Genomic DNA, 26,623 nt, shown 5'->3' with positions numbered 1-26,623 from the left:
AGCCTTTACAGTTAAGCGTCTGTGATTTAAGCGTCTGTATTAAGCGCCATTTAAGCGTCTGCGATTTGGCTGCCCACCTACTGCCAATACTCATCTGCCAATACTCATTAAGTTTTTGTTGAGTCTCCGTCCCCCCGAACCTCCTCTCCCCCAGCCGCGTTCTGTGAACCTTTCGTCGCTGACTCAACGCCTCCACCAACTGCCCAGCGTATTTCGGGAAGCCCTCTTCCCCTCAGACCTTGGCAACGAAGATCCCGCCTATCTGGAGTGGCAGCAGAGCTTTATGCGGCGACGGCTGAGTTTGTCGCTGCGAATTGGGATTCTGGCTTATCTCACGTTTATTCTGCTGCGGGTGCTTTTGGTTTTGGTCAATCGCAGTACGGTTCCGCCAAGCTGGTTTGCGATGGCGGGTGCATCCTTACTAGGGCTGGTGCTATGCCTGATTCTCCATCGGGGCAAGATCGGGCGGCGCTATCCAGCGCTGATTTTTTTGGGCTGTTCCTGGTCGATCACGCTGATCGAGCAGATTTGGGCAACGCTGCGAGGCGTGGCATTTCCCGGCGTGTTTGCCTGGACGCTGGTGTTTTTGGTGCAGGCGACGCTGCTGCCCATGCGCTGGCCGTTGCACCTGATGGCCCAGGCAGGGCTGCTGGGTTATTACCTGATTGTGAACTCGCTGCTGGGATTAGGCGAAGCGGCGGGGTCGATGTGGGATGCGACGCTGTGGCTGTATCTGTTTTGGTTTTGCGCGATTTGCAACCTGTCAGTGTTTCTCTATGAACGGCTGCAACGGGCAGAATTTCGCGCACGGCAGGCGCTAGAGGCAGAGCAGGAAAAATCGGAGCGGTTGCTGCTCAATATTTTGCCGGAGTCGGTGGCGAAGCAGTTAAAGCAAAACCAGCAGACAATCGCCGAGCATTTTCCAGAAGTGACGGTGCTATTTGCCGATATTGTCGGGTTTACGGAGTTGTCGGCGGGCGTGCCGCCGGAGGAGATGGTGCGGCTGCTGAATCAGGTTTTTTCCAAATTTGACCTGCTGGCAGAGCAGCACGGACTGGAGAAAATCAAAACCATTGGCGATTCTTACATGGTGGTGGGCGGGCTGCCCATCGAGCGGGAAGACCATCTGGAGGCGATCGCCAATATGGCGCTGGACATGCAGCGGGCGATCGCCCAATTTCAAACGCCAAACAACACGCCGTTTAATATGCGGATCGGCATCAACACGGGCCCCGTCGTAGCGGGCGTGATCGGCGTGAAAAAATTTATCTACGATCTCTGGGGCGACACCGTGAACACCGCCAGCCGCATGGAGTCGCAGGGGCTTCCGGGCATGATCCAGGTGACGGAGGCGGTGTATGTTCGGCTGTGCGATCGCTACGAATTCAAAGAGCGTGGCACGATTTACGTGAAGGGCAAAGGGCAAATGAAAACCTACCTGCTCCTGCGCCGCGCCGATTAACATCGATTTTGGATTTTAGATTGGTGATTTCAGAAATCCAAAATCCAAAATCGCCAATCCAAAATCTAAAACCGCTCTCATCGCAATTCATGCAGCACCCGCAGCAGCAGCGCCGTTTCCTCCTCTGGGGCACGAGACACCAGCCTGCGGCGCGAATAGAGGAAAAAATAAGCCAGCAGGATGGCGATTACCACTAGCACCCCCCGAATGCCGGGGCGATAGCTTGGATCGGCGAGGCTGGCCGCCAGCGCCACAACCGACAGCACCAGCCCCACCCATGCGCCCGCCGACCCCAGCGGGCTGAGGTAGGGGCGATAGAGTTCTGGGCGATCGCGCTTGAGCTTGAGATAGCTGGCAAAGACCAGAATATAGGACAGCACCGCGCCAAAGACGACCATATTCAATAGCGCCGGGCCGATGGCCTGACCCGCCAGTTCAATCAGCCCGATACAGAACAGCCCCACCGCCGCGCCCACCAGCAGGGCGATCGCCGGAGTTTTGTAGCGGCTAGTGACGGAAATCCAGCGGGGCAAGTAGCCCGCCCGCGACAGGGCAAACAAAGAACGGCTATAGGCATAGATGACAGCATGGAAGCTGGCGACTAGCCCCGCCAGCGCCAAAAAGGTGAGCGTGCGCGTCGCCACTGTGCCTTCGCCAAACACGGCCCGCAGTCCGTCGGCCAGGGGGGCAGTGGTGCGGGCGATCGCCGCTGCGCCGACAAAGGTTTCGTTGGTGTCTGCGGTGACGAGGGTTGCGGGCACGCCGGAGTTCAGCACCAGCGTCAGCAGCGAAACGCCCAGCAGCGTCGCAATGCCCCACAGCAGGGCGCGGGGAATGTCGCGGCGAGAGTCGGTCGCTTCCTCTGCCGACAGGGGCAACTGCTCAATCGCCAAAAAGAACCAAATCGCGTAGGGAATTGCGCCAAAAATGCCGCTGACCCCATTGGGCAACCAGGCAGGATTTCCCTCGGTGGGGGCGATGTTTAGCAACAACCCCGGCTGAAACTTGCCGCTCAGCATAGCGCCCAGGTAGAAGTCCACCAGCACCGCCAGGGCGATCACCGTAAACACCAGCCCCACCTTAAGGCTGGGTTCAACACCCAGGATATTAATGCCGACAAATATGGCGTAAAACAGCAGCCACCAGATGGGCGGCGGCACGGCGGGAAACAGGCTGTTCAGATACGCGCCGATGAAAAACGCAATCAGCGCTGGCGTAATCAGGTACTCGATCAAATCGGTGATGCCGGAAAGGAAGCCGCCCAGCGGCCCAAAGGCATGGCGCACAAAGGAATAGAAGCCGCCTGCGTGGGGCAGCGCCGCAGACAGCTCCGAAATCGTGTAGACCAGGCAGATGTAGAGGATGGCCGTGAGCAGCGTGGCGATCGCCATGCCGCCAAAGCCGCCCGCCGCCAGCCCAAAATTCCATCCCGAAAAATTGCCCGAAATCACCGCACCCACGCCCAGCGCCCACAGCAGCCCCCAGCCGACATTGCGGCGGAGTTGGCGCTTTTCAAAATAGGCCGCCTCAACGGGTTCATAGCTCACCCAGGCATCCAGCACGCCCTCGTCGGCGATGCGTCCTGTGTTTCGATCGGTTGGAATTTGACCTGCCATCCTCGCCTCGCAAAACTTGCCAACAGCGATTTAATACCACACAAGCGGGGGCGGCGCGAGTTCGCGGCGATATTGCGAAAACCAGGATCTGCAAACGCAAGCATCCTGGAATTCTTCATAATTCAGGCGATCGCCCCAGAGAAATCGGCGCTATGCTTGGGAGTTATAAATTTTCAAGCCAAGTGGGCGATTGTGAGGAATGACTCGGCAATGAGCAAACAGTTTCCGAACCCGGTTTCTCCTAAAACTCGACAGAGGGCGACTCAGCAAGGTCGCGTTGTGGTGGCGATCGCAGGCTGCCTGGGGCTGCTCGTCACAAGCTGCGGCGGGTCTACACCAGAAGCGGCCAACCCAGACCCGGCAGCAGAAACCATCGCCGAATCGCCCATCGCAGCAGCACCCGAAGTCACAACGCCCGCTGGAACTTCCGCTGAAATGTTTGCATCGCCCACCGTGCCCGCAGCTCCCGGTGCCGCCGCAGACAAGCCCTTGCCGCCGGGTCAACTGGCCGCCGGACTGATCTCATCTACGACCGTGCCCAGTCGCCTGCCCCAGGTCAGCGCCGGCCGCAGCGACCCGTTTGCCTCGCTGGACGCAACGCCCGTGGTGATTCGCCAGCCTGCCATTCCACCTGTGCCGCCGGAGGATCGCCCGATTGCTGAAGTGCCCCAGCCCCAGTCTCTGCCCGAATTGCCGGCGCTGGTGCCCGTACCTGCTGCGCCGCCCGCCGTTGCTGTGGCTGCTGCGCCGCCCGTTCTGCCTGTGCCCACCGCGCCGCCCGTCAGCGTGCCTCAGAGCATCCAGATTACCGGAGCGCTGCAAATGGGCGGCCGCTACAGCATTATTGTCGAAGTGCCGGGAGAAGGCAGCCGCTATGCCTCGGTGGGCGATCGCCTCGCAGGCGGCACCGTGTTAATCAAGCGGGTGGAAATGAACGGTCAGGAACCCCGCGTGATTTTGGAACACAATGGACAAGAGATCGTTCGCACAGTGGGCGATCGCAGCACGCTAGTTAGCTATCGTTAGAGAAGTGAGCTATCGTTAAAGGCCACCAGACACGCGGCCTGTCGCCAGGAGTGTCCGTTTATGATGCCAGGTCTAAACCCCCCACAGAGCGAACATTCCAAGCGATCGCCTGCTAGCTCCCAACAGGCCAACTCTCGATCTCGACTGCTGGATTTTGGCGATCGATACACCTGTCCGGTTTGCCGTCACGGTGAAATCACCGGGCTGACGCTGATGGATGCCTTCGCCTGCAACTTCTGTCGGCATATTTTTACAGCAAATCTGGCGGATCAGTCAGTGCAGGTGGCAGATAGCGTGCAGCCAATGGTCTGGCGCTGGACAGGCTGGAACTGGCAATCTGCTTATCAAACGGACCCCAACCTCACTACCTTTGTTTGGCTGGTGGCGGTGGTGCTAGTGGTGCTGCCTACGGGGATAGTCTGGCTGTCGTCCTACACCTTTCCACCGCTGCCCGGTAGCCCCTGGTCCTGGTTTCCGGTGGTCTGGGTCAGCATTACGTTTGCCGCCCACCTGTTGATGGTCGCCTGGCTGCTGGCAGAGCATTACCAGTTTCCGCCTTACATTTCCAGCAAGGTGCGGCTGCGGCATTTTTTCAATCGGTTTTAGGTTGGTTCTAAAAAGCTGAACGGCTGTGGGTGAATGGATGCCTTAGAGCCTCGGCTGTGATGGCTGGCGGGGAATCAGGGCGATCGCCCTCCGCCAAGCTGCCGAAGAAAGTTCAGCCAACGTTCAGCCACTGCGGGGCGTGGAGTCACCTGGTCGGGGGAATTTGGGGTATTTGAAGATTTGGGAAGCTAGAAGCAGTGACCCGCTGGGCAGCATAGGGTTATGATGGAAGAAAAGTTCTGTATCTATAGCTACAGATCATCCTGCGGATACAGGCATAGAACTTTCCCCTTTGGTAATTTCATTTAACATCGCTATCGCTGGAGATCCTTATGGCCCGCCAAAACCTCAAAGACACCAAGCAACCGCTGTCTCCCAAAGTGCCTGCAACCCCTCCGGCCGAAGATTTCAACTTTGACGAGTGGGCTGGTGCGGTCAAGCAGCAAATGATTGCCTCCTTGAAGCGACGGGGTTCCGCCTGATTCGTCAGGCTTTCTTCCTGAGGCCGCTTTACTGATAGGCAATATCGACAGACCTGCTAAACAGATTCGCTCGAATAGACCATTTTGAATAAACCGTCCAAGTCGGGTTCTGAGCTGGGTCGCAACTGCGGCACTCTTGGAACCCGATTTTTGCTGCCGATTTTTGCTGCCGATTTTTGAGAATGGCGCGGCGGGTAGCGTTGCAGGCTTAGCAAGGGCAACTTACCCGATCGGGGGATAGTGCGACCCAGGCTTGTAGTATATTGTAGTTTTCGTAGCATTAAAACACCCATGACCTTTACGGGCTGAGAGGGCGTAGTGGACAGCGTGAGTTGCACTGCGCGGTTTTCTCACGATTTCACGCGATTTTTACAGAATTTTTCAAGCCGGAGGTGCAACGACGATGTTTCGCGAATCTCAACCTTTGCCTGCTTCGATTTCGGCAGACGCGCCCGATGTGGCTCTGCCGCCACAAGACAAAGCCCAACGGGGGCGATTCGCGAAGCGATCCCTTCGCGAATCGCCCGCTGCGCCCGCCCAATCCGACGCAGCACTCGACCCACAAACGCATCAGCTAGAGCATCAGCAACATATTCATACGAGAGAGCTGATGAACCGATCCAGAGCCAGTCACTATCAGCAGCGGCGACTGTTCTAAGGCTTGCTTTTTAGCGTGATCTTTTATGTGCCATATGCGTGCATTTAAACAAGCTCAAAAGCATCATTTCTGACTGTTTTTTGCCCAAAACAAAGCTGCTGGATAGATGGCGTTTTATCCATCCTCGCCCGGAGTTTTTGACATGATGACTTTAGTCGAGCGCTCAGTCAGCACCGCCGCTGACTATCAGCGCATTGCAGATTTTCTCAACCTTTGCGAAGCCGCGACCTACCGCGAGTATTTCTTTACTGCCGAAGAACTGGCCCATGATGCCACCAGCCCCGACTTTGACCCAGAGCGCGATCGCCGCCTGTGGGAAGACCCAACAGGACAACTCGTGGGCATTGCGTCCCTTTGGGGTTCAAAAGAGCCAATCGACGGCATCCTCGACGGGCATTTGTCGCTGCGGGTGCATCCCGACTGGCGCGGCCAATTGGAACCCGATATGTTGCGCTGGGGCGAAAGCCGCCTGCTCCAGATCGGCAGCGCCCGCAGCCTGCCCACCAGGCTCTATGTCCACTGCCGTGACACAGAGAGCGATCGCCTCGCCTTGTTTGAACGCAACGGGTTCAGGTACGAGCGCCGCTTTCTCACCGAAGCGCGATCGCTCCTCGACCCGATTTCCTCCGTGCAACTGCCCGACGGGTTTCAAATCATCGACAACATCCGCCGCGTGCCTGCCCAAGACTGGGTGGCTCTGTACAACCAGACCTTTATCGATCACTGGGGCTTTCACCCGCTGACGGTGGAGGTGTATGAACACTGGCTTGCCGAAGCCGACTATCGACCCGACCTAGACCTGATGGCCGTCGCGCCTGACGGCACACTGGCAGGATTTTGCAGTTGCTACATCAGCACCCATACCAACGCCCACTTTGACCGCCGCGAAGGCTGGATCGGCTCGCTGGGTACTCGTCGGGGCTTTCGGCGGATGGGGCTGGGGCGATCGCTCTTGCTTTCCGGTCTGCACCAGCTAAAGGCTGAAGGCATGGACACGGCGCTGCTGGGCGTAGACACCCAAAACCCCAACGCCGCTTACGATCTCTATCACTCGGTTGGGTTTGCACCCCAGTTTGCAAGAGTGAGTTATGTGAAGGGGATGGGGTGACGGGGTGACGGGGTGACGGGGTGACGGGGTGACGGGGTGACGGGGTGACGGGGTAATGGGTAGCTTTCTCCAACACTCCAACACTCCAACACTCCAACACTCCAACACTCCAACACTCCCAAACAGTGCTACCATCGCACTGCCCTGACTCTACATTTCCCGATGCCGTCTTTGTCTGACCTCAACGCTATGTCCCAGGATGCTTTTGTGGTAGCGCTGGGCGAAATTTTTGAAAACACTCCGGCGATCGCCGCTGCGGTGTGGCATCAGCGCCCGTTTGACTCTGTAGAGGCATTGCATCGGGCGATGGTGGCAGTGGTGCAGGCAGACAGCGACGACGCGCAACTGGCGCTGCTGCGGGCGCACCCCGATTTGGGCAGTCGTGCGGCGATGGCGGATGCCTCGGTGCAAGAGCAGGCAAGCGCGGGGCTAGATCGCCTCTTGCCGGAGGAATATAGCCGCTTTCACCAGCTTAATCAGGCCTATACTGAGCGGTTTGGCTTTCCGTTTATCATTGCCGTGCGATCGCACACCAAAGCCAGCATTCTCGCCGCGTTTGAGGAACGGCTGCAAAACTCCCGCGAATCCGAACGGCAAACTGCCCTCCAGGAAGTGTTCAAAATCGCCCGCTTTCGCCTGGATGCGACGCTTAGTGCAGAAGCGTGAACTGAGTTTTGGCAAAGCCGGCCAGTTCCAGTTGCGCTGTCTTGCGGCCGCAAAGCAGTTAGGCTGAAGATAGAGCGTTTAGGAAACTTGCGATGTCTGATTCTGGGAAGACTGAGACCGCTACAAAAAAAACTCTAGAGCCGCCGCATCCAGGCGAGCCGCTAATCAATGAGCCGATGCGCTCTCCTGCAACCCGCGACTTGGCTCAGTTCAGCGATCTGGAACTAGCGCAGGCGCTTTTGCAACGGCTGGCGATCGCCCCCAATGACTGGCATCGCCTCAAGGCAAACCGCAAAGCCAGGGCACTGGAACAGGCGGCGATCGCCCTGGTTTATTTGCTAAAAGATCAGCCAGAAGAAGCGCTGTCCCGCTTGCAGCAGGCTTCGGGCTGGTTGGATCGGTCGATTTCTGCGCCGCCCTGCCCAACGCATGGACGCTAAGGGAAATGAGGAGACGAAGAGAAGAGATTCAGAATTTTGATGGGTGTCGCTGTGATGCATTGACGTGTTCAGTTGGGGAGTTCGTTGAGTAAACTGGAGGCGATCGCCCGTTTTGAGAATTCACGTTAAGAATTCAATAGTCTCGGTCGCAGCTCAAAATCAGCTCAAAACCCTGCATCAGCCACACTCTGAATTCATCCCTCATCCTTCATCCCTTCAATCTATGTCTCAAGGGAAAAATGACACTGCGGCACTCTTGGTCGCCCTATTGGTTACAGTCGGGCTGATCGGCGGCGGGCTTTGGTTTTTTGGAAAGCAGTTTGTGAACAGCGGCAGCAATGATGCACCCATTGCCGCCAGTCCCGACGCTCCCGATCCATCTGCCCCCACTCCCTCTGTTGCGCCGCCTGCTGCGGGCAATTCGGTTAGCCTGGATACATCCTTGCCCGACCCCTCAGTGCTGGCGATCGACGGCAGCGTGACGATGGTATCGCTGATGAAGCGTCTCCAGCTTGCCTATGCCCAGGTCAATCCGGGCTTGCCCACGACCTATGGCGTGCCCGACGGGCGACCCAACGGCACCAATGCAGGCCTCCAAAATCTTGCTAATGGCACAGTGGCAATGGCGGCGAGTTCTCGCCCCCTGACGGCAACAGAAGTGCAAGCAGGCATGGTCGGCGTGCCGATCGCCCGCGATGCGCTGGCAATTGTGGTGGGCAGAGATAATCCCTACACGGGCGGGCTAACGCTGGATCAGCTCAAGCGGATTTATCAGGGGCAAATCACCAATTGGTCGGAGGTGGGTGGCCCCAATGCGCCAATTAAGGTGATCAACCGCGCTAGCGATAGCGGGACTCAGAGCTTTTTCAAAGACGTAGTGCTGCTGGGCGGTAGCTTTGCGCCGGATGGGCCCAATTTCACCACGCTGCCCCGCGACGAAACCACGCCAATGCTGCGGGCGCTGGGCAACAATGGCATCGGCTACAGCACCGTGCAGCAGGTGGTGAATCAGCAGACGGTGCGGATTGTGCCGATTGACGGGGTGCAGCCGACGGATGCAGCAGCAGTGCGGAGCGGCACCTATCCAATTAGCCGGATTATTTTTCTAGCGACCAGGCGGCAGACCAGCCCAGCAGTGAAGCAATTTATAGACATGGCGCTATCGTCTTCAGGGCAGCAAATCGTGCAGCAGACTGGCTTTATTCCATTGCAATAATCTCCAACTAAGCGATGAACCTGAGATTTTGGCGCGGCGTAAGCTGGAGAACCTTATCCATCCGCTGGGGGCTACTGGCTCTGTTGGGGTTGGGGTTGGCGCTGGGGCTGTCTGCCTGTCAGCCCAGGGTGCCCCAGGCCAGGCAATCCCCTGCGACGCAAGTCCCCAGTGCGCTGCGGGTGTCGCCGCCTGCGACCTCGACCGCGCCAGCCGACACGCCGGAACTGCCGGTGGAAACCCAGGCCGTACTGGACGGGCTGCCCAATTTTCCCAATCCGCCCCGTGGCGATGTGCGGCTGGTGGTGATCAGCGATCTGAATGAGTCCTACGGCTCAACCAGTTATTCCAAGGAGGTGGATCGGGCGATCGCCCTCGTTCCTTTCTGGCGGCCGGATCTGGTGCTGTGCGGCGGCGACATGATCGCCGGGCAAAAGGCGACGCTGCCCGACGAGGCGTTTCCCGCCATGTGGCAAGCGTTTGATCAGCACGTAGCGGCTCCGCTGCGGCGCTTTGGCGTGCCCTTCGGCTTTACGCTGGGCAACCACGATGCGTCCAACGCGCAGGGCGCAGGCGGCTTCCGGTTTCAGCGAGAGCGCGACGCGGCGGCGAAATATTGGCAAAACCCGGCCCACAATCCGGGCTTGAAATTTGGCGATCGCGCTGACTATCCCTTCTCCTACAGCTTTACCACCCACAGCGAGAAGGGCGACGTGTTTTTCCTGGTGTGGGACGGCTCTGGCAGCAAGATTCTGCCTGAAACCCTGCAATGGGCCGAGCAGGCGCTTTCTAGCGAAGCGGCTCAGTCTGCCCAGTTAAGAATCGTATTGGGGCATCTGCCGCTGTATGGCATCGCCCAGGGCCGCGACAAACCGGGCGAAGTGCTGGATAATGCCGACCTACTGCGATCGCTCCTGGAAAAATACAACGTCCACACCTACATCAGCGGCCACCACCACGCCTACTACCCCGCCCACCGGGGCAAGTTGCAACTGCTCTACTCCGGCTTGTTGGGGTCAGGTGGTCGCGTGTACATTGACCACAACCTGCCGCCCCGCAAAACCCTGACGGTTGTGGACATCAACTTTAACAACGCCGAAAAGACGACCTACACCACCTACGACATGGAAACATTTCAAGTCTTGAAACCGGAGAGCCTGCCCCGCTTCTTGGTCGGCCACAATGGTCTGCTGCTGCGACGCGACGTGAAATTGCAGGAGCTAACGGCTGCCGAAAAATCACTTTGCATCACTCGACTCGGTGAGCAAGCCTGTGCAGCGTAGCAATGCCGCGTGGGGCAAGGACTTTGCGCTAGGTAACGAAGTCTGCTGCTAATTTCTGAATTGCGCTACACTAGCAGCATGATGAAGGCGTTACGTCCTGCATCGGCTTCAGGACGCAACGTTGTCAGAAGTGGGTTCCGCACCCGCTTTTTTTATGTTCGTTTTGAGTTCCTTAGGAATTCAAAAGTCAGGGGACAAGGCCAAACTCCAAAACCCCAGTTCCCCATAAAGAACGAAGAAACAAGAACGAAGAACGAAAATCTCCCTTTCTCTTCCCCTTCCCTTTTCCATCTTCCCTTTTCCCTCTTCCTCTGCTCTTTCCTATGGCACACCCACTCATCCCCGACATTCTCGCCCTGGCCTCGCCAGTCGCAGAACCGCTAGGGCTAGAAGTGGTCGGAGCCGTGTTTCACACCAACCAAAACCCGCCCGTGCTGCGGATCGATATCCGCAACCTGGAGCAAGACACAGGGCTGGAGGACTGCGAACGCATGAGCCATGCGCTGGAGGCAGTGCTAGATGAGGCAAACCTGATTCCCGATGCCTATGTGCTGGAGGTGTCGAGTCCGGGTATCTCGCGATCGCTCACTACCGACCGGGAGTTTATCTCCTTCAAAGGCTTTGCGGTGATCGTGTCTACCAGTGCCCCCTACGAGGGACGTACTACCTGGAACGGTCAACTCATCAAGCGAGACGACGACGCAATTCACCTGAGCCAAAAGGGACGGGCGATCGCCATTCCCCGCGATCTGGTCAGCAAGGTGCAGCTAGATGAGAAGCGGGGATAACGGCTGTTCTGTAAGGTCGATTTTGTAAGGTCGATTTTTTGTACGTAACGCATACGAAAACTCGAACCGCTGGTTACGCCAACACCCCCAATAACCCTCCAATACCCAAACTTCCAAAACTTAATACCTACGGAGAACTGAATCATGTCCATGGTTACCCTGCCCGGTTTACAAGAAATGATTGACGGCATCAGCCGCGAGCGCAACCTGCCGAAACACGCAGTGCAGGCGGCGCTGCGGGAAGCGCTGTTAAAGGGCTACGAGCGCTATCGCCGGACGCACCGACCCGATACCTCGATTTTCGATGAAGAATATTTCAACAACTTTGAGGTGGAGCTAGACATCGAAGACGAAGGGTTTCGAGTACTGGCTACCAAGGCGATCGTGGAAACCGTGGACAACCCCGACCACCAGATTGCCCTGGAGGAAGTGCAGGAAGTGGCTCCAGAAGCGCAACTGGGCGATACCGTGGTGCTGGACGTGACACCAGACCAAAACGAGTTTGGGCGGATGGCGGCGATCCAGACAAAACAGGTCTTGGCGCAAAAGCTGCGCGATCAGCAGCGCAAGCTGGTTCAGGAAGAATTTCAAGAACTTGAGGGAGAAGTCTTGCAGGCGCGAGTGCAGCGCTTTGAACGGCAGTCAGTCATTATGACGGTAAGCAGTGGCTTTGGGCAGCCCGAAGTAGAAGCCGAGTTGCTCAAGCGCGACCAACTGCCCAACGATAACTATAAAAGCGGCGCTGTATTTAAGGTGCTGCTGAAGCGCGTGTCGGAAGGGTCGCATCGCGGGCCACAGCTTTTGGTATCGCGAGCCGATGCAGGGCTGGTGGTAGACCTGTTTGCCAACGAAGTGCCGGAAATCGAGGACGAGATCGTGCGGATTGTGGCGGTGGCGCGGGAAGCCAATCCGCCGTCGCGTTCCGTCGGCCCGCGCACCAAAATTGCTGTGGATACCCTGGAGCGCGACGTAGACCCGGTGGGAGCCTGCATCGGCGCACGCGGCTCGCGAATTCAGGCGGTGGTGAACGAGCTGCGCGGCGAAAAGATTGATGTGATTCGCTGGTCACCTGACCCTGCAACGTACATTGCCAATGCGCTGAGTCCGGCGCGGGTGGATGAGGTGCGCTTGGTTGATCCCGAAAGCCGTCAAGCCCATGTGCTGGTTCCTGAAGATCAGCTGAGTCTGGCGATTGGCAAGGAAGGGCAGAACGTGCGACTGGCAGCGCGGCTGACGGGCTGGAAGATCGACATCAAGGACACGGCGAAGTATGACTACGAGGCCGAAAACCAGAAGATTGCTGAACTGGCAGAACAGCGCCGTTTGGCAGAGGAAGCCGCCGCGGCCAAACGGGCAGAAGAGGAAGCGCTAGAGGAAGAGTATGACGAAGAAGACGATGACGAAGCGCTAGAGGTCGAAGAGGCCGTGAAGACGGAAGCGGCGATCGCCCCCACAGCAGACCCAGAAACCGATGCCCCCGCAGATGAAGACGCAGTAGACGAGCTAGCCGACGACAAACCTACTGCTCTGGCCGAAGATGAGCTAGAAGACGATGCGGTAGCAGAGGATGAAGCTGACCTTGCAGCAGAACTGGACGAAGAAGACTTAGACGACGACTTGGATGAAGAGGACTTGGATGAAGAGGACTTGGACGAAGAGGACTTGGATGAAGAGGACTTGGACGAAGAGGACTTGGACGAAGAGGACTTGGATGAAGAGGACGACAAAGCCTGATCGGGTCTAACGCCTGTCTCTGAGAGATTGCTTTGATTCCGCTTCTATTCCGCATCTAAATCTTCTTCAGAGCGATGTCTAGCACTCGCAGGAGCAAGCCCACAGCGGGTCTGCTCCTGCTGTGCTTTTTGCCGAAGCCAGCCAGGAATACCGAGTTCCGCCATAGCGTACAGCCGCTCAAACTCGCGCTGAAAGTGGGCTGCGACGGTGGCGTTGTCGATCACCAGCAGGTTTTCGTCGTTGTTGTGGTTGGCGGCGGCGCTCCAGTTTTGAGAGCCAGTGATCACCCGCTGCTGGTCGATGACGGCAAACTTGTGGTGCAGCAGGTCGCCCTCTGGCAGGGTGGGAATGCCCACGGTGGCGATCGCCCTCTCCCAAGTTTTATTCCCCTTCTCGATCCGGCATTGAGCATCGGGCAGCGCCACGCCCATCATGTCCAGCCCCTCACTGTAATAGCGAAAGGCAAAACCGGGATCGATCAGTGCCCGCACCTGCACGCCTTTTTGGTGTTGAGTCTCCAGCGCACTGCCCAGGTTTTGGTCGGAAAAGACGAACAGCGCCAGATCGACCTGTCGCTGCGAAGCCGACAGCGCCCGCCCAATTAGCCCGTTGACGCTGATCTGCCAGGGCTGGGTAGGCGAGGTAGGCGAAAACTGTACTGTCACCCGCGAGGTGGGCGCAAGCAGGGCAGAACGAGGCGATCGCGCGGGTTTCTGTAGCCCAAAGCGGCCATCGGGTCGGCCGCCCGGCCCGTCGCCCCACATCAGGTTAAATTCGTCGGTGAAAATCTGTGCCAGCGCGATGTTTTGAATCCGCAGCAGATGGTTGGGGTTGCCCCGGCTGTCTGGTGCGCCAAAGTCGCCGTGAATGTCTGAAGTCGTGAAGTTTGCCGACCCGACGATTACCACCTGACCATCCACCACGACAAACTTGTGATGCATTAGCCCACTGCCCTTCGAGCCATCCGCCGTGTCGTCGATCAGCGGCACTCCGGCCGTTTCCAGCATCACCAGGGCATCGCGCCGAGCCGCCTCCTGCGGCGAAACGCGGCCGTCCCCATTTTCATCCATCAACCGCAGCGCCTCTTCGTAGCGAGTGCGATCGCGCTCCGTCATCCGCCCCGTTTCTGCGCCCGACACTTGGCTCAGCGGCCGCCGATAGTTGTTTTCCACAATCACCCGCACCCGCACGCCGGCCCGATGCTGCTGCACTAGCGCTTCGGCAATGCGCGGCAGCCGCAGTTCCTGCACCGCCACATCGAGCGATCGCCGCGCCGAGAGAATGCCGTCCACAATCACCTGCTCCAGGTCATCGCCTAGCCGCTCTAGGCCCCGATACGGCTCTCGATAACGCGCCGCCTGCGACTGGTTGAAATAGACCTGAATCAACGGATCTTGGGGCAATGGCTCCAGCAGTGGGGGCTGCGCTGCGCCCCGCCGCCACAGGCTCAGCCCCGCCACCAGCAGCAGCCCCGCCGGAAGCAGCAGCAGCCAGCGCTTGCGCTTTTTGGATCGTGTCATCGAGATGCCCCTGAAAGGTGTCAGGCGGGGTTCGGGACTGACCTCTAACCCCCTAACCCCCCTAACCCTAATTTTCCCGACAAGCAACAGCGGCTAACGCTTACCACTGAACGGTTTTGCGCTCGCGGACGACGCGGCGATAGATGGCTTCGGTTTGGGCGGCCAGGTCTTCCCAGCGGAAGCGCTGCACCAGGTCGATGTAGGCGTTTTCCACCAGCACTTTGGATTCTTCGGGATGGCGCAACACTTCCAAAATGCCCCAGGCCAGGGAATCCGGGTTGTTGGTTTGAGTAACGATGCCCGTTTTGCGGTGCTGCACCACTTCCGGCAAACCGCCCGTGTCGGACACCACGACGGGCACGCGGGCAGCGAAACTCTCCAGCACGACAATGCCAAAGGGTTCGTAGAGGCTGGGAAATACGGCGCAGTCGGCGATCGCCTGAAATTGGTTCAGGTCGGCATCAGACATAAACCCAGTGAAATAACACTTGTGCCAGATGCCCAAATCCCACGCCTGCCGTTTTAAATGGTCAGTGTAGCCCGTGCCGATGAGGATGATCTTGGCATTGCCGTTCATTTCCCAAATCACTTTGGGGGCCGCGCTGAGCAGAATATGAACCCCTTTTTCGTGGGTCATGCGCCCGACGTAGTAAACAATTCGCTCGTCATCGGTGGCATAGCGGCGGCGGAAGGTCTGCCAGTCAAACTCGTCGCGGGCGGGCTTTTTCTCCGGGCGAATGCCGTTGAACACGACATCGGTCTTGTCCCAGGGGCAATGCAGCACGCGCTCCACTTCTCGCTGCATGTATTGTGTGCAGACGATTAGCCGCCAGGCTTCATGGGTCAGCAGTTTTTCCTTGCCTGCGATGTAGTGGTGGGTGGGGTTGTGCAGCCCGTTGTGGCGGCCCGCTTCTGTGGCGTGGATGGTGGCGATCAGGGGAATGTGGAAGGCATGTTTGAGGGCGATCGCCGCGTCGCCCACCAGCCAGTCGTGGGCATGAATCAGATCGAAAGGGCCGTCTTCCGAGAGCAGTTTACCGCCGTGGCGACCCATGCTCTCGTTCATATTCACCACCCAGTGAAAAAAGTCGTGCCCCCCTATCACCGGAACGCGATGCACCCGCACCCCTTCCACGACCTCGTAGTGGGGCGCTTGCCCAAACTCCACCGTCAGCAGGTGAACCTCATGCCCCAGCTTCACAATTTCGGGAAATAGTTCCGAGACATGGCGAGCGATTCCTCCCACGATGCGCGGCGGAAACTCCCATGCCAGAACCAGGATTTTCATCGTCCCGTCCCAATCCTCATCGCGTAAGTTCCACCAATTTTACACAGCTTAACCCCGCTCACTCGCTCAAATGTTAAGTCCATTTACAAATGCTCGACTCCGTTCAAATCCCAATGCCCCAAAGTTGCGAAATGTAACGATACACTCAAGATAACGGGAGACACTGGGCTTGCAGGATTGCCCCCGAATACTGCCTCTAGTATTCTGAGGCGGAAGTTCTGCCCCTAGTTGGTAGTGCAGACTTGAGTCTGCCTCCTAAGCCCGCTTCCAAGGAGCTAGTTGTGAATCGGGTGACTGAAGTCACCACTACGAACGGAATCGGGTGACTGAAGTCACCACTACGAACGGAATCGGGTGACTGAAGTCACTACTACGAACGGAATCGGGTGACTGAAGTCACCACTACGAACGGAATCGGGTGACTGAAGTCACTACTACGAACGGAATCGGGTGACTGAAGTCACCACTACGAACGGAATCGGGTGACTGAAGTCACCACTACGAACGGTTAGGCTGTTTACGCTGCCCAGCCCCAGTTCATGCCTGCAAACCGCATTCTGAAATGACCTGAACCCATGACCCACGTAATGCAAACCCTCACCCTCGGCCCTAGCGGCCCCACGGTTCCTGCCCTCGGTATTGGCACCTGGGCCTGGGGCGACAAGCTCTACTGGGGCTACGGCAGTGACTATGACGAAGCGGCCCTGCGCGATGCCTTCAAAACTGCGGTCGAGGCTGGTGTAAACTTCTTTGATACGGCTGAAATTTATGGACTGGGCGAATCCGAGCGGCTGATTGGGCGCTTTGCAAAGGAACTCCAGCAGCCCGTGATTTTGGCAACGAAATACTTTCCTCTGCCCTGGCGAATTTGGGGAAGTGCAGTGGCTGATGCCCTGACTGCCAGCCTCAAGCGGCTCCAAGTGCCCACGGTGGACTTGTATCAGGTTCACTGGCCCTTCGACTTTTTGATGGGGCAGCCAACGCTGATGAATGCCCTGGCCGATGAGGTGCAGCAGGGTCGCATCAAGTCTGTCGGCGTGAGCAACTACTCCGCTGAGCAGATGCAGCGGGCGTTTGACCTGCTAGCGCAGCGCGGCGTGTCCCTAGCGGTAAACCAGGTGCAATATTCCCTGCTGGCGCGGCAGATTGAGCGCAATGGCATCATGGACGCAGCGCGGCAACTGGGCGTGACGATTCTGGCCTATAGCCCTTTGGCGCAGGGGTTGTTGACGGGAAAATATACACCCGAAACCTACACGCCACCCCAAGGGGCCCGCAGACTTGACCCGCGCTTTAGCCGAGAAGGGCTGGAAAAACTTGCGCCAAAGGTGGGCTTGCTAAAGGAGATTGGGCAGAAATATGACCGCACTCCGGCGCAGGTGGCGCTCAACTGGCTGATTGCTCAGGGCAATGTGGTGCCGATTCCGGGTGCAAAGAATGCCAGCCAAGCCGCCCAAAATGCCGGAGCGTTGGGCTGGATGCTGAGTGAGGAAGAACAAGGGGCGATCGCCCAGGCTTGGGAGTAGTCGTCGTGCGGTGGAATGTCGCAGGGATGCCTCTAGTGCGGTGTCATGGTTTAGTTTAAGGTGATGCCTTGGCTCGTAGTAAGCGCTTCAGCGCTAAAGCGCTTACTACCAACCTAAGTTCTAGCTGTGACGTAGCACTAGATTCCCTCACCGTACTATTTTACTATCCTCCCTCACCCCATCATTCCGCCGACTCCTGCGGTGGCTGCCTATAGCCAAAAAAGTCGATGGAATAGCCTGTAATTTTCACGCCGGTCTGCTGCTCGATCTGCTCGATCAAGTCGCTAGGCAGGTCAACATGAACATCTAGAATTTGGTTGGTATCCAAACAGTTCACATGGCTATGGGGATCGCTGATGTTGCCGTAGAGTCGTCCGTCGGAGCGCTCGACGCATTCGATGATGCCCTGCTCAGACAGTGCTTCTAGGTTTTGGTAGACGGAGGTGTGGCCAATGTCTTTGCCCTGCTGATTGAGACGATCGTAGATTTCGCGGGCCGAGAGGTGTTCCTGCTGCTGCCAGAGCAACTCCAAAATGAAGCGGCGCTGCTTGCTGAGGCGCATTCCCAAAAGCTGACAGCGATTGAGAGCGTCTTCTAGCGAGCGAATGGGTTTGCGGTCAGCAGTTTCAGGATTCATAGTCTCGACGTGGCAGCTTCAAGCAGCGGATTATAAAGATGGCGTTGACAGGTGATGAATAGATGACTTGAGATGAATAAATGATTTGATCCGTCCTTAGCTCTAATTCTAGTCCAGAGATTTGAGTCGCTGTTGATACCTCTCATACTGAGAGGCTGACCAAGGACATGACTGGGAAGCTTACCCTAGGAGACCAATCGCCATGCAATTCTCATTAACCTGGGCTGACTCCTTGGGCAAGGAACGTCTGGGTAGTGAAGCTTTCAGCAGGCTCCAACCTCTTATGCAAACTCACTACAACTTTAACTTAAAACTGTCAAGACTGTCCACAGGGGCAGAGTTTTGAGGAAAAAGGGCGATCGCCGCGACTATCCCAAGTCAGAGATTTTCCAATGCTGCCCACGCTGGTATTGCAAGACGGTATCTTTCAAAAACCGATTAGAGACCGGCAGTTTTGGGATTTGGCAGGCTTAAACCTAGACTTGCCTAGTGCAGTGTTATGATTTGGTTTTAGGGTGATGCCTTGGCTCGTAGTCAGCGCTTCAGCGCTAAAGCGCTGACTACCAACCTAAGTCATAGCTATGACATAGCACGAGTCCCTATCCTTCTGAGCATCTGTACTTGCGATCGCCCGTACTGCTACACTGGGATCAGGGCTGGGCGTGGGTTCATGATTCCGCTGCAATTAAAACTCAAAAATTTCCTCAGCTATCGGCAGGCGGCGCTCGACTTTCGGGGGCTGCATGTGGCGTGTGTGTGCGGGCAAAACGGCGCGGGCAAATCTTCGCTACTAGAGGCGATCGCCTGGGCAATCTGGGGTGAAAGCCGCGTAACTCACGAAGACGACGTGATTCACCAGGGCGAAACCGAAGCCCAGGTAGAGTTTACGTTTGGCTGTCGCCAGCAGACCTATCGAGTGCTGCGGACGCGAGTCCGCGGGCAGACCAGCAGCCTGGAGCTTCAGATCGAAACGCCGACGGGGTTTCGTCCGCTGACGGAACGGGGAGTGCGGGCGACGCAGCAGTTGATTTTGCAACACCTGCGGCTAGATTATGAAACCTTTGTCAACTCAGCCTATCTGCGGCAGGGGCGGGCAGACGAATTCATGCTGAAGCGGCCGGGCGAGCGCAAGCAGATTCTCGCTGACTTGCTAAAGCTGGATCAGTATGACGAGGCGGCGGAAACCGCCCGAGAGCGATCGCGCCTGGCCAAAGCAGAGCTAGACGTGCTGGAGCGATCGCTAGAAACCCTTGCACAACAGCTAGAAGCAGGCGCGTCTTTATCGGCGGAGTGCGAAGCGCTGAGGGCGCAAATCGACACCTGGCAGCGGGATCAGACCAGCGATACCGATGCACTGCACCAACTGCAAGCCGTGCAGCAGCAGCGCCGCGCCTGGACTCAGCAGTTGCAATCGCACCAGCAGCAAGAGCAGCGGTTGCGGCAAGACGGCCAGCGACTCCAGCAGGATTTGGCAGCAGCCCAGCAGCAGTTGCGATCGCTCGAAGCGATCCTCTCAAAGGCAGACGAAATCACCGCAGGCTACACCGAGTTTCACAGCCTGCAAACTGAGGAAGAGATTCAGTCTGCCAAGTTTCATGCTCACCAAGCGGCGATCGCCCAGCGCGACCAACTCCAGCAGCAGCTTAGCACCCAGCTTGCTGCATTGCAGGATCAGCACTCGCGCCTCCAGGCACAGCGCGACACCCTCCAGCAGCAAATCCAGGAGTTGCAGCACACTCTGGCAAAAGCGCCTGACCTCGACACTGCTCTAGAAAACTTGCGAACGGCGCGAGAGCGGCTGGTGCAGCTAGACCAGCTTCAGTCCCAGGCTGCCCCCCTGATGCAGCGCCAGCAGCAGATTCGTGCGACGCTGGATCGCGCCCAGGCACGGCTCCAGGCCCGTTTAGAAGAATATCAAACGACCCGTCAACAGCTTCTTCAGCAGCAGGGTCAGCAGGCTCAGGCTTGTCAAGCGCTAACCGCGATCATGGAACGGAGCGCGTATTTGGAAAATCGCCGTCGCTATCAGCAAGAATTGCGCGAGAAAGGTATGGAGCGGCGTACCTTTATGGAACGGCTCCAGGAACGTCAGCGCGAACTAGAGGCGCAGGTGGCGGGGCTGGACAATAAAATGGCGTTGCTTCAGCAGCAGATGCCTGGTGCGATCGCCCAGCCTGCCTCTTCTCTAGAGCCGCATCGGACTTCTTTGGAACGGGCCTCTGAACGAGCGTCTGAACAATCTTCGACACAATCTCCAGAACTCTCTTCTGATTTTCTAGAGGCAGAGCGTGCTGATTCGGCGGGAATCCGAAAACGTCGCGGAAAGACAAAGCAAACGACGCTCAAGGTGCTACCGGATGCAGCGTTAATGGTTCATAGCCAGGAGCAGCCAGGTTCCCAGAGCAGTTTTCCCCCGTGTCCCCTGTGCGATCGCCCGCTGGATGAGCATCATTGGGCGGTGGTGATGGAGCGGCATCACGCCGAAAAGCAGGAGCTTTATGATCAGCTTTGGGTGATTCGAGAACAGCTTGCCGTTTCGGAGCGCGAAATTCAGGTGTTGCGCCAGGAATATCGCGATCTAGAAAAGGAACTGGCAGACTATAGCGATGTTTTGCAACTGCAAGGCCAGCTTCAGCAGCAGGTGCAGGACAGGGCGACCGTCGAGGCGCGGCTGCAACAGTTGGCGCAGGAGGAGGCAGATCTGGGGCGATCGCTCCAAACAGGCGACTATGCTCCCGACCTGCACGAAGAGTTGCGCCTGCTGGATGAAACCCTGGCGCAGCTTCAATATGATGATCGCGACCATGCCTTGGCGCGGGGCGAGGTCGATCGCTGGCGCTGGGCAGAGATCAAACACGCGGAGCTAAAGCAGGCGCAAAAGCGGCTCCAGCAGCTACTCGCTCAGCAGCCAGAGTTGGAGGCGCAACTGGCAACCGTAGAACAGCAGCGGGCGGAATTGCTGAACCAGTCGGTGTTGCAGCGGCAGATTCGCGACTTGGAGCAGCAAATCGAGGCGATCGCCTATAACCTGAAGCGCCACACCACGCTGCGAAATGCGCTGCGGCTGGCGCAGGTGTGGCAGTTGCGTTATCAGGAGCTTCAGCAGGCGCAGCAGCAATATCCCCAGGTGCAGCAGCAGGTGAAGGATTTGGCAGCGCGGCTGACAGAGCGATCGCACTTGTTAGACCATCTCGCCGCAGACGTCCGAATGCTGGTGCAGCAAATCGAAGCCACGCCTGACCCCGCAGGGGCGATCGCCACCCTAGAACAGCAGATACAGCAGCGGCGCACCCAGTTGGATGCGGGGCTGGCCAATTTGGGACGGCTGGAGCAGCAGATTCAGCAACTTGCAGCCCTAGAGCAGCAGCAGGCAGATTTGCTGATTCAGCAGCGCAACCTCCAGCGCCAGCGCCAGGTCTATCACGAGCTAGCGCAAGCCTTTGGAAAAAACGGCATCCAGGCATTAATGATCGAAAATGTGCTGCCGCAGCTAGAGGCAGAGGCAAACCAGATTCTAGGACGGCTGAGCAATCATCAACTGCATATTCGGTTTGTGACGCAGCGGGCCCGCCGGAAGGGGAAATCCACCAGTCCCCAAGGCCTGATCGACACGCTGGATATCCTGATTGCCGATGCCAACGGCACGCGCCCCTACGAAACCTATTCCGGCGGCGAAGCCTTCCGGGTGAATTTCTCGATCCGGCTGGCGCTGGCGCGGCTATTGTCGCAGCGGTCGGGCACGGCGATGCAAATGCTGATCGTGGATGAAGGCTTTGGCACGCAGGACGACGCGGGCTGCGATCGCCTGATTGCCGCGATTCAGGCGATCGCCCCCGATTTTGCCTGCATCCTCACCGTTACCCACATGCCCCGCTTCAAGGAAGCCTTCCAGACCCATATTGAGGTGACCAAGACCGAACAGGGTTCAACCCTCAGTCTGGTGTTTTAGGTTGACCATTTCAGCGAGATGCACCCAAATTTCTCCCAAATTTCTAATTTCTCCCAAGTTTCTAACTTTTGGGCTTGTGGGTACTTGCAATTGACAGTTCCTTAAGCTGCTTGTCGTCTACTGGGGAAGGCGCATTGGTCATCAGGCAGCGGGCCTGCTGGGTTTTGGGGAAGGCGATCGCATCGCGGATCGACTCTTCGCCCGACAGCAGCATGGCCCAGCGGTCAATCCCGTAGGCGATGCCCCCGTGCGGCGGCGTGCCGTATTCAAAGGCTTCTAGCAAAAAGCCAAACTTTTCACGGGCTTCGTCGGGCCCAATGCCGATTAGCTCAAACACTTGCTGCTGCAAGTCCGGCTGATAAATCCGCAGGCTGCCCCCTGCCACCTCGAAGCCGTTGTAAACCAGGTCATAGGCCTGGGCGCGGGCAGTTTTCAGGTCGCTCAGGTCGTCGGGATGGGGCGCGGTGAAGGGGTGGTGCAGCGGATCGAGGCGCTTTTCTTCAGCGTTCCACTCAAACATGGGAAAATCCACGACCCACAGCAGATTAATCTTGTCCGGGTCGATCAGCCCCAGTTCTCTGCCAATGACCTGCCGCAGGCGGTCGAGCGTTTTGTTCACAGTGTCGGTGTCGCCCGCGCCGAATAGCAGCAGGTGTCCGGGTTTCGCGTCTGTCCGCTGGAGAATTTCCGTTTTTTTCTCCTCGGTGAGGTTGTCTTTGATGGCACCGATCGTTGTGATTTCGCCATCTTCGCCAACGCGGATGAAGGCCAAGCCCTTCGCGCCCATCGTCGTAGCCTCGTTAAACAGGTCTCCACCGGGCTTGATGCGGACGTTGGAAATCGCATCATTGCCACCGGGAATCGGCAAGATTTTCACAATGCCGCCCTTGCTTACTGCATCGGCAAAGACCTTGAAGCCCATATCCTGCACCACGTCCGACACGTCTACAAGCTCCAGCCCAAAGCGAGTGTCGGGCTTGTCGCTGCCGTAGCGGCCCATTGCCTCGGCGTAGGTGAGGCGCGGGAAGGGGCGCGGAATGTCGATACCCTTCAGGGTTTTGAAGACTTTGCAGACCATTTCTTCGTTCAGCGACAGAATTTCGTCCTGGGTCATGAAGCTCATCTCCATGTCCAATTGGGTGAATTCGGGCTGGCGGTCGGCGCGGAGATCCTCGTCGCGAAAGCAGCGGGCAATTTGATAGTAGCGATCGCACCCTGCCACCATCAGAATTTGCTTGAACAACTGCGGCGACTGGGGCAGCGCGAAAAACTCGCCCGGATTGACGCGGCTGGGCACCAGGTAGTCCCGCGCTCCCTCCGGGGTGGAGCGAGTCAGCACGGGCGTTTCCACTTCCATAAAGTGGGCTTCGTCTTCCAAAAAGCGGCGGAAGGTTTTGATAAGCGCATGGCGCAGTTGCAGGTTGCGGCTCATCCGCTCGCGCCGCAGATCCAGATAGCGATATTTCAGCCGCAGGTCTTCGCGCACGGGTTCTTGCTCGGCAGTGGACACCTGGAAAGGCAACTGCTTCCGCACGGCGCTGAGAATTTCAATCTGGTCGGCGTAGATTTCGACTTCGCCCGTGGCCAGCTTGGGGTTGAGCGATTCCGGCGGGCGCTGGGTGACGCGACCCGTGATCTTTACCACATACTCGTTTCGCAGGCTGTCGGCTAGTTCGTAAGACGCGGGCGTGCGCTCTGGGTCGCTGACGATCTGGGCGATGCCCGTGCGATCGCGCAAATCGACAAAAATCACGCCGCCATGATCTCGTCTGCGATCGACCCAGCCGCAAAGGGTAACAGTGTCTCCAACGTGAGTTGCTCGCAGGTGACCGCAGTAATGAGTACGCATGGAAGTCAGGATTTAGAGGAATAGATGAATCAGGGTTGCAGCGTTGTCGGGCAGTCCGGGAAAGATCGTGCGGAATATCCCGACTAAAACCTATTCATTATCCTGCATTCGGGCTGCTATTGACGATGGTTTTGAAATGCCCTCATGCCCAGTTTTGCCTGGGAGGGATAAGAGTAGTACGGGTTCTAAACCTCGCCTGAGTTGAAACTTGTCGCTTCACATTCTTCAGGGTTGAGGTGATTTTTCACCCAGCGGTGGTTAGCCAGTGCCACGGGATTGGCATTAATTGGTTTCTGAAATTGCTCAACTCGCTGGAAGCTTGACGGTGATAAATAAGCAGACACAGTAGAGCGATCGCCCCTGGGGTGACGGTGTAGAGTAATCTAGTTTGCACAAAGACAACTGCCGAACGATACTTATGAGCAACGCTGCATCCCCCTCCTCGACCAGCACAACCGCCGCTTCCGCGAGTCCCTCGGCCCCAGACCGCGACTGGTCGCCCCTGCTGCAACAACTGCTTGACGGGCGATCGCTCGACGCGGATCAGGCCGCAGACCTGATGCAGGGCTGGCTATCAGAATCCATTGCGCCCGCGCTGTCCGGGGCAATCCTGGCGGCAATCCAGGCAAAGGGGGTGTCGGCGGACGAACTGGCAGGCATGGCGCGGGTGCTTCAGGCACAGTCCCTCGGCAAGACGGTGGATGCAGATTTGCCGACCCCGCTGATCGACACCTGCGGTACGGGCGGCGATGGCGCGTCTACGTTCAATATTTCGACTTGCGTGGCGTTTGTGGCAGCGGCGGCGGGTGTGGCAGTGGCGAAGCATGGCAATCGGGCGGCTTCCAGTCGGGTGGGTTCTGCGGACGTGCTGGAAGGGCTGGGCGTAAACCTGGGCGCACCGCCGGAGCGAATTCGGGCGGCGCTGCGCGAGGTGGGCATTACGTTTCTATTTGCTCCTGGCTGGCATCCGGCGATGAAGTCCGTCGCGCCGATTCGCAAAACGCTGAAGGTACGAACCGTGTTCAACCTGCTGGGGCCGCTGGTGAACCCGCTTCAGCCGACGGGTCAGGTGATGGGTGTGTTTAGCCCGCAGTTGGTGGAAACGGCGGCGCAGGCGTTGCAGCAGCTTGGGCGGGCAGAGGCGATCGTGCTGCATGGGCGCGAAAAGCTGGACGAGGCGGGGCTGGCAGACTGGACGGATGTGGCGGTGCTGTCGGGTGGCAAAGTGCGATCGCACGCCATCAACCCCGAAGCGCTGGGCCTGTCGCCTGCGCCCACCAGCGCCCTGCGCGGCGGCGAGGTGGCGGAGAATCTAGAAATTTTGCGGAACGTGCTTCAGGGCAAAGGCACTGCGGCACAGCAGGATGTGGTGGCGCTAAACGCAGCCCTGGCGCTAAAGGTAGGCAACGCCATCGCAGGTGCAACCGACGACCTAGATCAGACGCTGCGGCTAGGGATCGTGCAAGCAAAAGACATTCTCAGCAGTGGGGCCGCCTGGGCCAAGGTCGAGGCACTAGTAGACTTTTTGAAAGGGTAGAGATTTCGCGGTCTGGAGCCACGTCTCTATACCCTTGGCACAACCCCCAGTGCGCTCCTAGGGCTGATTCTCTAGATAAAAGAAATCAGAGTCGGCAAATCATGCTGGAACAAGCGAATGGCTTTTGTAATGGAGGAATAGCCAGCTTTACGAAACAAAGAAATTGCCCAGGAGCGCAACAGTGCCATCAGCGTTGCAGGGTTAGCAGCGCGAATCCAGGAAGCATCTTCACCCTGCACGACATCTTTAACCCAATGTAATTTGTTTTCTGTTGTGCCCCGATGGGCTTGAATCATCCCACTCAGCTGTTGAGCGTCTATGACTTGAGAGATGATAAACCAGGACTGTCGCTTAAAAGGCTGTCGCTGACGGACTCCCGAACGCTCAACGCAGACAAATGCCGCTAACGCTTGCCAATCTTGGGATAGCTCTGGGGGAGCAGCAAAGACTCGAACCCGACGAGTCACAACCCGACCATGAGAGGTATCGAGGAACTCGTGAGAACTCAGAGGAACTTGAGTTTGAGCGCACTGCTGTGCCTGCTCCAGCAACTTGCGTTGATTGGCTTTGAGTCCAATGCAGTAATGATTGCCAACGTCGATAATCTCACAAACCGTTTTTTTGGGTGTGCAACGCATCCAAGGTCACCCACACGCCTTTGACATCAAGCTGTTGCAGCAAGTGTCTAACGCTTACAATCTCACTGCTTTCGCCATTATGGAAGCTCACTTGCCCAATCACCACATCCCACCGTTGCACACAGGCACTCACGACGGTGACAAAATCTTGCTGCTCGCCATAGCAGTCCTTCAGGGTACTAGCTAACGCTTTGCCATCCAGCGATATCACCTCCCCTGGTTCTGTCGGCAATGCTTGGTTCGCCCATCGCATGAATATTTCAGTAACCTTGAGGGCATCCACATGCAGAGTCATATCCCGCAAGGTGGAGTAACTGGGGAGTTTCGCTTTCGCTAAGTCGAATAATTCAGCGACCTCCTGCTGGTGACGCTTCATGAAGTCTTCTAGCCCTCTGAGGCTGCTATACCCGCTCATGACACCCAACAAGGTCATCAACAGCATCAACCACAGGGGATATTGGACTTTCCGTCCCCGCGCCAATCTGGAATCGTTTCTAATTGTTCAATTAATGCCTCTACTCCCATCTCTTCGCCTTGATCTCATCTCTTCCAATCTGTATTCTTCCGGGTAGAGAATCAACCCTACCAGTGCGCTCC

General features: G+C 57.5%; 20 protein-coding genes and 1 pseudogene. 15 read left to right on the top strand and 6 right to left on the bottom strand.

Features of this window, described 5'->3' with window-relative positions; translation table 11 throughout:
- The first annotated feature begins 163 nt into the window (after positions 1 to 163).
- Positions 164 to 1,462 (top strand): adenylate/guanylate cyclase domain-containing protein, encoded by a 1,299-nt coding sequence (locus tag O77CONTIG1_RS19350; RefSeq protein ID WP_068514005.1) that lies wholly within the window; start codon positions 164 to 166, stop codon positions 1,460 to 1,462.
- 77 nt (positions 1,463 to 1,539) lie between these two features.
- On the opposite strand, the gene eat is transcribed toward O77CONTIG1_RS19350, so the two are convergent.
- Positions 1,540 to 3,078, bottom strand: coding sequence for an ethanolamine permease (gene eat / locus O77CONTIG1_RS19345; RefSeq protein WP_084782853.1), 1,539 nt, complete (start codon positions 3,076 to 3,078; stop codon positions 1,540 to 1,542).
- A 210-nt stretch (positions 3,079 to 3,288) separates the two neighbouring features.
- Here eat and O77CONTIG1_RS19340 point away from each other — a divergent pair, with 210 nt between their 5' ends.
- The 11 genes from O77CONTIG1_RS19340 to nusA all read left to right on the top strand — a co-directional run bounded on the left by O77CONTIG1_RS19340 (position 3,289) and on the right by nusA (position 13,082).
- Positions 3,289 to 4,104, top strand: a complete 816-nt coding sequence (locus tag O77CONTIG1_RS19340; protein WP_068514002.1) for a hypothetical protein — start codon at positions 3,289 to 3,291, stop codon at positions 4,102 to 4,104.
- Positions 4,105 to 4,164: 60 nt separating this feature from the next.
- Positions 4,165 to 4,710, top strand: a complete 546-nt coding sequence (locus tag O77CONTIG1_RS19335; RefSeq protein ID WP_225894623.1) for a hypothetical protein — start codon at positions 4,165 to 4,167, stop codon at positions 4,708 to 4,710.
- A gap of 332 nt (positions 4,711 to 5,042) precedes the next feature.
- Positions 5,043 to 5,192, top strand: a complete 150-nt coding sequence (locus O77CONTIG1_RS24895) for a hypothetical protein (protein ID WP_156435486.1) — start codon at positions 5,043 to 5,045, stop codon at positions 5,190 to 5,192.
- Between the two features lie 403 nt (positions 5,193 to 5,595).
- Entirely contained in the window at positions 5,596 to 5,850 is a 255-nt protein-coding gene (locus O77CONTIG1_RS19330) for a hypothetical protein (RefSeq protein ID WP_068513999.1), read from the top strand.
- 142 nt (positions 5,851 to 5,992) lie between these two features.
- A complete protein-coding gene (locus O77CONTIG1_RS19325; protein ID WP_172799728.1) occupies positions 5,993 to 6,958 on the top strand; it encodes a GNAT family N-acetyltransferase in 966 nt (321 codons plus the stop codon).
- A 189-nt stretch (positions 6,959 to 7,147) separates the two neighbouring features.
- Positions 7,148 to 7,624, top strand: a complete 477-nt coding sequence (uraD, locus tag O77CONTIG1_RS19320; protein WP_084782852.1) for a 2-oxo-4-hydroxy-4-carboxy-5-ureidoimidazoline decarboxylase — start codon at positions 7,148 to 7,150, stop codon at positions 7,622 to 7,624.
- A 92-nt stretch (positions 7,625 to 7,716) separates the two neighbouring features.
- A complete protein-coding gene (locus O77CONTIG1_RS19315) occupies positions 7,717 to 8,064 on the top strand; it encodes a DUF6439 family protein (protein ID WP_317134144.1) in 348 nt (115 codons plus the stop codon).
- Between the two features lie 223 nt (positions 8,065 to 8,287).
- Positions 8,288 to 9,280, top strand: coding sequence for a phosphate ABC transporter substrate-binding protein (locus O77CONTIG1_RS19310; protein ID WP_068513991.1), 993 nt, complete (start codon positions 8,288 to 8,290; stop codon positions 9,278 to 9,280).
- A gap of 14 nt (positions 9,281 to 9,294) precedes the next feature.
- Positions 9,295 to 10,560 (top strand): metallophosphoesterase family protein, encoded by a 1,266-nt coding sequence (locus O77CONTIG1_RS19305; protein WP_068513988.1) that lies wholly within the window; start codon positions 9,295 to 9,297, stop codon positions 10,558 to 10,560.
- Between the two features lie 323 nt (positions 10,561 to 10,883).
- Positions 10,884 to 11,348: a ribosome maturation factor RimP gene (gene rimP, locus O77CONTIG1_RS19300; RefSeq protein ID WP_068513985.1), complete on the top strand. Its 465-nt coding sequence runs from the start codon at positions 10,884 to 10,886 to the stop codon at positions 11,346 to 11,348.
- 144 nt (positions 11,349 to 11,492) lie between these two features.
- Positions 11,493 to 13,082, top strand: a complete 1,590-nt coding sequence (gene nusA, locus O77CONTIG1_RS19295; protein WP_084782851.1) for a transcription termination factor NusA — start codon at positions 11,493 to 11,495, stop codon at positions 13,080 to 13,082.
- 44 nt (positions 13,083 to 13,126) lie between these two features.
- Here nusA and O77CONTIG1_RS19290 read toward each other — a convergent pair whose 3' ends face one another.
- Entirely contained in the window at positions 13,127 to 14,602 is a 1,476-nt protein-coding gene (locus tag O77CONTIG1_RS19290; RefSeq protein WP_068513980.1) for a phospholipase D-like domain-containing protein, read from the bottom strand.
- A 100-nt stretch (positions 14,603 to 14,702) separates the two neighbouring features.
- Positions 14,703 to 15,890 (bottom strand): glycosyltransferase family 4 protein, encoded by a 1,188-nt coding sequence (locus O77CONTIG1_RS19285; protein ID WP_068513976.1) that lies wholly within the window; start codon positions 15,888 to 15,890, stop codon positions 14,703 to 14,705.
- A gap of 575 nt (positions 15,891 to 16,465) precedes the next feature.
- Between O77CONTIG1_RS19285 and O77CONTIG1_RS19280 the strand changes: the two genes are divergently transcribed.
- The gene (locus O77CONTIG1_RS19280; RefSeq protein ID WP_286132420.1) at positions 16,466 to 17,416 is read left to right on the top strand and encodes an aldo/keto reductase; all 951 of its coding nucleotides are present in this window, start codon (positions 16,466 to 16,468) and stop codon (positions 17,414 to 17,416) included.
- Between the two features lie 181 nt (positions 17,417 to 17,597).
- On the opposite strand, the gene O77CONTIG1_RS19275 is transcribed toward O77CONTIG1_RS19280, so the two are convergent.
- Positions 17,598 to 18,053, bottom strand: coding sequence for a Fur family transcriptional regulator (locus O77CONTIG1_RS19275; RefSeq protein WP_068513971.1), 456 nt, complete (start codon positions 18,051 to 18,053; stop codon positions 17,598 to 17,600).
- 670 nt (positions 18,054 to 18,723) lie between these two features.
- Between O77CONTIG1_RS19275 and O77CONTIG1_RS19270 the strand changes: the two genes are divergently transcribed.
- Positions 18,724 to 22,002, top strand: coding sequence for an AAA family ATPase (locus O77CONTIG1_RS19270; protein WP_068513968.1), 3,279 nt, complete (start codon positions 18,724 to 18,726; stop codon positions 22,000 to 22,002).
- Positions 22,003 to 22,063: 61 nt separating this feature from the next.
- Here O77CONTIG1_RS19270 and aspS read toward each other — a convergent pair whose 3' ends face one another.
- Complete coding sequence (gene aspS, locus O77CONTIG1_RS19265) at positions 22,064 to 23,851, bottom strand: aspartate--tRNA ligase (RefSeq protein WP_068513966.1); 1,788 nt, start codon at positions 23,849 to 23,851, stop codon at positions 22,064 to 22,066.
- 418 nt (positions 23,852 to 24,269) lie between these two features.
- Here aspS and trpD point away from each other — a divergent pair, with 418 nt between their 5' ends.
- On the top strand, positions 24,270 to 25,388 hold the full coding sequence (gene trpD / locus O77CONTIG1_RS19260; RefSeq protein ID WP_068513963.1) for an anthranilate phosphoribosyltransferase: 1,119 nt from the start codon (positions 24,270 to 24,272) through the stop codon (positions 25,386 to 25,388).
- Positions 25,389 to 25,459: 71 nt separating this feature from the next.
- Here trpD and O77CONTIG1_RS26395 read toward each other — a convergent pair.
- A pseudogene (locus O77CONTIG1_RS26395) lies at positions 25,460 to 26,441 on the bottom strand (ISAs1 family transposase).
- Between the last annotated feature and the right edge of the window lie 182 nt (positions 26,442 to 26,623).

This window comes from Leptolyngbya sp. O-77 (assembly GCF_001548395.1).
Classification (GTDB): domain Bacteria; phylum Cyanobacteriota; class Cyanobacteriia; order Elainellales; family Elainellaceae; genus Thermoleptolyngbya.
The sequence above is the reverse complement of the archived record's forward strand: the minus strand, read 5'-3'. Positions and strand labels throughout refer to the sequence as shown.

Excerpts from the sequence above, each read along its gene's own strand:
- eat (WP_084782853.1), bottom strand. The coding sequence starts at position 3,078 with ATGGCAGGTCAAATTCCAACCGATCGAAACACAGGACGCATCGCCGAC.
- O77CONTIG1_RS19340 (WP_068514002.1), top strand. The coding sequence starts at position 3,289 with ATGAGCAAACAGTTTCCGAACCCGGTTTCTCCTAAAACTCGACAGAGG.
- O77CONTIG1_RS19335 (WP_225894623.1), top strand. The coding sequence starts at position 4,165 with ATGATGCCAGGTCTAAACCCCCCACAGAGCGAACATTCCAAGCGATCG.
- O77CONTIG1_RS24895 (WP_156435486.1), top strand. The coding sequence starts at position 5,043 with ATGGCCCGCCAAAACCTCAAAGACACCAAGCAACCGCTGTCTCCCAAA.
- O77CONTIG1_RS19330 (WP_068513999.1), top strand. The coding sequence starts at position 5,596 with ATGTTTCGCGAATCTCAACCTTTGCCTGCTTCGATTTCGGCAGACGCG.
- O77CONTIG1_RS19325 (WP_172799728.1), top strand. The coding sequence starts at position 5,993 with ATGATGACTTTAGTCGAGCGCTCAGTCAGCACCGCCGCTGACTATCAG.
- uraD (WP_084782852.1), top strand. The coding sequence starts at position 7,148 with ATGTCCCAGGATGCTTTTGTGGTAGCGCTGGGCGAAATTTTTGAAAAC.
- O77CONTIG1_RS19315 (WP_317134144.1), top strand. The coding sequence starts at position 7,717 with ATGTCTGATTCTGGGAAGACTGAGACCGCTACAAAAAAAACTCTAGAG.
- O77CONTIG1_RS19310 (WP_068513991.1), top strand. The coding sequence starts at position 8,288 with ATGTCTCAAGGGAAAAATGACACTGCGGCACTCTTGGTCGCCCTATTG.
- O77CONTIG1_RS19305 (WP_068513988.1), top strand. The coding sequence starts at position 9,295 with ATGAACCTGAGATTTTGGCGCGGCGTAAGCTGGAGAACCTTATCCATC.
- rimP (WP_068513985.1), top strand. The coding sequence starts at position 10,884 with ATGGCACACCCACTCATCCCCGACATTCTCGCCCTGGCCTCGCCAGTC.
- nusA (WP_084782851.1), top strand. The coding sequence starts at position 11,493 with ATGTCCATGGTTACCCTGCCCGGTTTACAAGAAATGATTGACGGCATC.
- O77CONTIG1_RS19290 (WP_068513980.1), bottom strand. The coding sequence starts at position 14,602 with ATGACACGATCCAAAAAGCGCAAGCGCTGGCTGCTGCTGCTTCCGGCG.
- O77CONTIG1_RS19285 (WP_068513976.1), bottom strand. The coding sequence starts at position 15,890 with ATGAAAATCCTGGTTCTGGCATGGGAGTTTCCGCCGCGCATCGTGGGA.
- O77CONTIG1_RS19280 (WP_286132420.1), top strand. The coding sequence starts at position 16,466 with ATGACCCACGTAATGCAAACCCTCACCCTCGGCCCTAGCGGCCCCACG.
- O77CONTIG1_RS19275 (WP_068513971.1), bottom strand. The coding sequence starts at position 18,053 with ATGAATCCTGAAACTGCTGACCGCAAACCCATTCGCTCGCTAGAAGAC.
- O77CONTIG1_RS19270 (WP_068513968.1), top strand. The coding sequence starts at position 18,724 with ATGATTCCGCTGCAATTAAAACTCAAAAATTTCCTCAGCTATCGGCAG.
- aspS (WP_068513966.1), bottom strand. The coding sequence starts at position 23,851 with ATGCGTACTCATTACTGCGGTCACCTGCGAGCAACTCACGTTGGAGAC.
- trpD (WP_068513963.1), top strand. The coding sequence starts at position 24,270 with ATGAGCAACGCTGCATCCCCCTCCTCGACCAGCACAACCGCCGCTTCC.